At 57.6% G+C, this 4,811-nt stretch carries 2 protein-coding genes and 3 pseudogenes; 3 read left to right on the top strand and 2 right to left on the bottom strand.

The window, feature by feature from the left end:
- The 3 genes and pseudogenes from QTH97_RS36595 to can all read left to right on the top strand — a co-directional run.
- Nucleotides 1–248 (top strand): annotated as a pseudogene (locus tag QTH97_RS36595) (hypothetical protein); the annotation flags it as partial.
- A 305-nt stretch (nt 249–553) separates the two neighbouring features.
- A pseudogene (locus QTH97_RS36590) lies at nt 554–1,087 on the top strand (IS110 family RNA-guided transposase); the annotation flags it as partial.
- Between the two features lie 409 nt (nt 1,088–1,496).
- Nucleotides 1,497–2,150 carry a carbonate dehydratase gene (gene can / locus QTH97_RS36585; RefSeq protein WP_286573664.1) on the top strand — a complete coding sequence of 218 codons (654 nt, stop codon included), beginning with the start codon at nt 1,497–1,499 and terminating at the stop codon, nt 2,148–2,150.
- 615 nt (nt 2,151–2,765) lie between these two features.
- On the opposite strand, the gene QTH97_RS36580 is transcribed toward can, so the two are convergent.
- Nucleotides 2,766–3,248 carry a hypothetical protein gene (locus tag QTH97_RS36580; protein ID WP_286573663.1) on the bottom strand — a complete coding sequence of 161 codons (483 nt, stop codon included), beginning with the start codon at nt 3,246–3,248 and terminating at the stop codon, nt 2,766–2,768.
- 169 nt (nt 3,249–3,417) lie between these two features.
- A pseudogene (locus QTH97_RS36575) lies at nt 3,418–4,811 on the bottom strand (hypothetical protein); the annotation flags it as partial.

Below are 4,811 nucleotides of genomic sequence, written 5' to 3'. Positions count from 1 at the left end.
AGCGGGGGGACCCTTACCTGCGGACATTGCTCATCCACGGCGCGCGTGCGGTGATCACGCATGTGAGGGTCAAGCCCGCATGGCTCGAAGAATTGCTGCGACGCCGGCCGCTCAACGTGGCGGTGGTGGCGTTGGCCAACAAGCTGGCTCGCACGGCCTGGGCGCTTGTGGCGCACGGGCAGGTGTACCAAGCGGAGTGGAAGAGTAATCCGCCAAGTGGCTGCGGCGCGAGAGCGCAGGCGGCTTAGATCACAACGTGAGACATTGAGACCATAGGAGCGAAAGCCGCAAAAGAGTGCGTGAGTCGAGTCGATGAAGTGATGGTGAAGCGGTCGGACCGCGGGTTGGGAAAAGCTGGATTTCCATCTGGGCAAGCATCGTGCGAAGCCCGCCAAAGGAGATGAGCACCGACCTCGCGAATGACCATCAAGGCCAGCGGCGGACTTCAGTCCGATCTGCACGAACAGGCCGGATATAAGACTGCAGTCATTACCGCCCAATCAGAACTTCAAGAACTCGCTTGTTGCACGGGAGGCGTCCATATAAGATGGAAATGTCAACAACCCAGACAGCCCCACAAGACAAGGATACGGCGCTCGCGGGCGAGTTGTATATGAGCTTCGAGCTCGGCGACAAATAGTGGAAGTTGACCGTCAGCGACGGTCACCACGGCGCGAGCCGGTACAACGTGGATGCGGGCGACACGGCCGCAGTTGTGCACTGCATTCTCAAGGCCCGGGAGCGCTGCAAACTCGAGCCGCAGGCCAAGGTGCTCTCCTGCTACGAAGCCGGTCGCGACGGCTGGTGGCTGCATCGCTGGCTGATTGAGCAGGGAGTCGACAACATCGTGGTCGACTCCTCCAGCATCGAGGTGAACCGACACGCCAGACGGGCCAAAACTAACCGGCTCGATGGCGACAAGCTGTTGGCAATGCTGCTACGCCATCATCGCGGCGAGCGTGTGTGGTCGGTGGTGCATGAGCCGATACCCGCAGACGAAGACGCGCGCCGCACGCACCGCGAATTCGCCAGGCTGACGCGGGAGCGTTTGCGAACTCTGGCGACATTGATGCTCGACAACGTCAAAAATGCATCCGTCGCGAAGAGCAGTTTTCTGCGTTGAAATTGCATCGACTCTCCCTACCTGCGACGTCGACGGAGAGATTCGACCAAACCACACCGGCAAAAGCAAGCCCATCAAAGCCAGATGATCCTGACCAACCGAACGCTTCGGCCAAGGGAATTGCTGAAGCGCGAGCCACATGCGGTCCAAGGCAACGCGGGGTACTTCCGCAAGGCCGGCTGTTCACCAGCGGCGCCAGAGGGAGAATTGATCTCGCTCTTTAGGATGCGTTCATATCCGATGACGACTACCTGGAAACCCTCAACGCTGGGTAAATTCTTGAGAACGGACTTCTCAGTACCGTGGAGCTTGGCGTCTTGCGGTGGCAAAATCACCCGGCGTGTCCTGTGATCCCACAACAAAGACCACCCGTATGAACGTCCATCTGCAAGAACTGTTTGAACACAATCGTCTGTGGGCGGCGGAGATGGAGCGAGATCGACCGGGCTTTTTCCGGCGGCTGACGGCGCAGCAGAACCCGCGCTACATGTGGATTGGATGTAGCGATTCGCGGGTTCCCGCCAACCAGATCACCGGGCTCGATCCAGGTGAGGTCTTCGTGCATCGAAATATTGCGAACGTGGTGGTGGCGACGGACTTGAATTGCCTGTCAACTATTCAGTTCGCAGTGGACCAGTTGAAGGTCGAGCACGTGATGGTGGTGGGGCACTACGGATGTGGGGGTGTGCTAGCTGCCTTAAACAACACGCGCGTCGGTTTGGCAGACAACTGGCTTAGTCACATCAAGGATGTCGCCTCCAAGCACAAGCAGCTGCTTGAAAGCGCTGCGCTCGTGAGACGGCACGATCTGCTGTGCGAGCTCAATGTCATTGAACAGGTGGTAAATGTGGCGGAATCAACGGTGATACAAGACGCTTGGTCGCGTGGACAGGCTGTGACCTTGCACGGTTGGATATACGGCATATCGGACGGACTCTTGAAAGATCTGGGGATGACCATCACTGGGCCTGACCGAATCGAGTCGGTGTACCAAGGGGTCTTGTGCCAAGGCGTATCGACAAGCTGACAGTGGACGAAGTACGTGCCGAGCGACGCCGCTCCACGGACAAACGGCGGCTCGGACGACGAGCAAACCTCCGTGGCACCTGTGGCCCGTCCCAGCGGATTGAGGCGCGCGTAGCACTCCAGACCCGTGTGTCTTCACTCGCCGGACTCACGGCTCACGATCGCGTAAGTTCCGTAGTGCCGGCCTCACCATGATGTTCGATCTTGTGGAGCGCTGTGCAGCGGTCCCTGGCGAAAGGCGGGGCAGGGCCACGCAAGAGATATTTGAAGCGCATGTTCGCCCGGGAGAGACTCTTCATCACCAACGCTGACATCTGGTACTGGACGCCTTGAAGCGCAACGCGAGGCCGGCGTGGGCAAGCAAACAGGGGTAATCTTGCGAGCATTCGGTGGTACCGACAACGGCGTCCCTGTAGCCGACTCGGCCGGCCGCCGAGCCGCTCGCTTCTCCTATTCAGCCGTTCAACGTCAGTACCCCGCACAGCGGACGAGATTTTGCGGAGCACAGTCTTCCCCGGCGCCGCGTTCCACGGTGCTACGCCAGCACCGACGGCGCAAAGAGCTTCTTCAGGGCGACTTGGAGCGCGGGTCGGCCGATTACTCCGCTAACCCCGCCCTAAGAGCGTAGAGTTATCGCCAACGCGAACAGTAAGGAAACCACAACGAGAAGGACGCCTAAACCCAGTATGGCAATGAATTGCCCTCCAATGTATCCGAAATTACTACTTCGCATCCAGGGATGGCGATTCGTGTCCTCACCCTGAAGAATCCTCATGGTTTCCTGCGGAAAAATCCCATTGGTCTTGGCATGCGCCAACAATTGGTGCGATCGGGTGTAGTCTTTATTGGAATGTATTAGACTCAGGACAATTAAGAATGCCAATAGCAAAGATAATGAAAAGGTTGCCCAGCCTGCTGCAATCGTCGATGTGGAGATTGTGCGCGAAAAATAGTCCTTCGCACAGAATGCCAAGAGGCCGAAGACAATCGGGGTCAGTAGACCAAATGTTGAAAGCATTTGCTGTTTCACTGCCCATCCCTTATCCTCGTACAGCTTAAAGATTGTCAGAGTTTGTTCGCGAGTCAGGGGATCGCACATGATGAGCCTCCTAGAATAAAATCGCATGTAGTTGAATATCTTGTGTGCGGATTTCAGCGATCGTAGCCAGTCATTTTAGTTTGATCGACCGTTTTGACGTCATAGGAGAGCTTGCAATCGGCGCCGGTTCCATATATGCACGAAAAGTACTACAACCCCGTCTAGGGCGCTATGCGCCTGCAGGGAGGCTTGATCGATTCCAGGGGTGCACCTCCGTTTGGGACCAAGCAGCAGGATCATCCCATCCGCCTGATGTGCCATCTGGGACCTTGGCGTCCAACTGCCTACGCTCATCTACCAGAGCTGCGATCTGCGTCCTCATCCCGAGCAAGGTCTCAACTACGAGCAATGCCTGCGGGGGGATCGACGGCGGATCCATTCGTACCATGTACGGAGGAATAGGCTCCCCTTGCAACCAGCACTCCAGCCGCGCGGCGCCATACCTCAACACGCTGATTCGATCAGCGGCCGCCATGGCACGACGGAGGGAGTCTCGGCTTGCCGGCGGGTCGAGTTCGTCTGCCGCACACATGTAGCCGTACGCCATTCGGTTTCTGACAAACGCCGGGTAAACGGTGAAGGTGGTGTGGATGTCGAGCCGGGGTTCAATGAACTGGAACCAAGGCAGACTCAAACCCTTGGGCTGGTGCGCATCGCGGTGCGATAGCTCATTGATCGCGATGTCCAGCAAGGCGCGCAGGCCAATAGGAATAATGCCAGTCACATTGACCTGCGCTTCATCAACATTGCCCCTTGAGGACTGGACGGCGATCAGACGCGCCGGATTGCACTTCAGAGCGATTTCTGTGGGAAGAACGGTCCGCAAACCGCCATCCGAGTACCCATGCCCGAAGATATTCACTGGCTCGAAAAACGAGGGCATGGAGGCAGACGCAATCATCCCGGTGATTCGATCAACGCGCTTCGGCGCAAGCACCAAGGGGTTGCCCTCGATGCATTCGTTGAGGAGCTGAACGGCCTTGCCGAGCTCCTTGAACTTGTCAGACAGCTCCCGGAATATGGCGCCGCCGTGGGTTGACTTGCTTTTTGCTGCAAGACCAACGATTTCCCTCTTGATAGCCTCGACCACCGCATTTGCTCTGATGCACGCTACCGGCAATCCACGCTCTAGCAACTTGGCGCCTTCGCGATCCAGAAATTCACCGCGCTCTGTTGTATACCGCAACTCTCCGTCGTCAAGATCGACGGCCGCCATGCGCAGTCTCCCTCCCGCAGCAGCCCAGGCGGCGACCGCAGCGGTGTCTATCCGTTGACGTGCGAGCGCCTCAATGGGCGAAATGCTGAAAAGCGAATCAGCCGCCTGCGCGGCAGCAATCGACTCAAGGATTGGCTGGAGTGCTTGCGAGAACGACACGGCAGTGACGGCTGTGCCAATCGCTGCAAAGGGATGCGGTACCAGGACATTTCCGACAACTGCCATCACTAGATTGGTGCGTATTTCGGCGATGGTGACCGACGATTTCGGGAACGTGACCGTTTTGAGCGATCGATGCCGAGTTGCGTGGGATTGGATTGTAGGAAGAGATGATTTGAGGGTTGCTG

Source organism: Variovorax gracilis (genome assembly GCF_030317115.1).
Taxonomy (GTDB): domain Bacteria; phylum Pseudomonadota; class Gammaproteobacteria; order Burkholderiales; family Burkholderiaceae_C; genus Variovorax; species Variovorax gracilis.
Note: the sequence above shows the minus strand (reverse complement) of the source record. Positions and strands in the feature narration are given on the sequence as shown.

Bases quoted from the DNA above. Each gene is read 5' to 3' on its own strand.
- can (WP_286573664.1), top strand. From the start codon at position 1,497: ATGAACGTCCATCTGCAAGAACTGTTTGAACACAATCGTCTGTGGGCG.
- QTH97_RS36580 (WP_286573663.1), bottom strand. From the start codon at position 3,248: ATGTGCGATCCCCTGACTCGCGAACAAACTCTGACAATCTTTAAGCTG.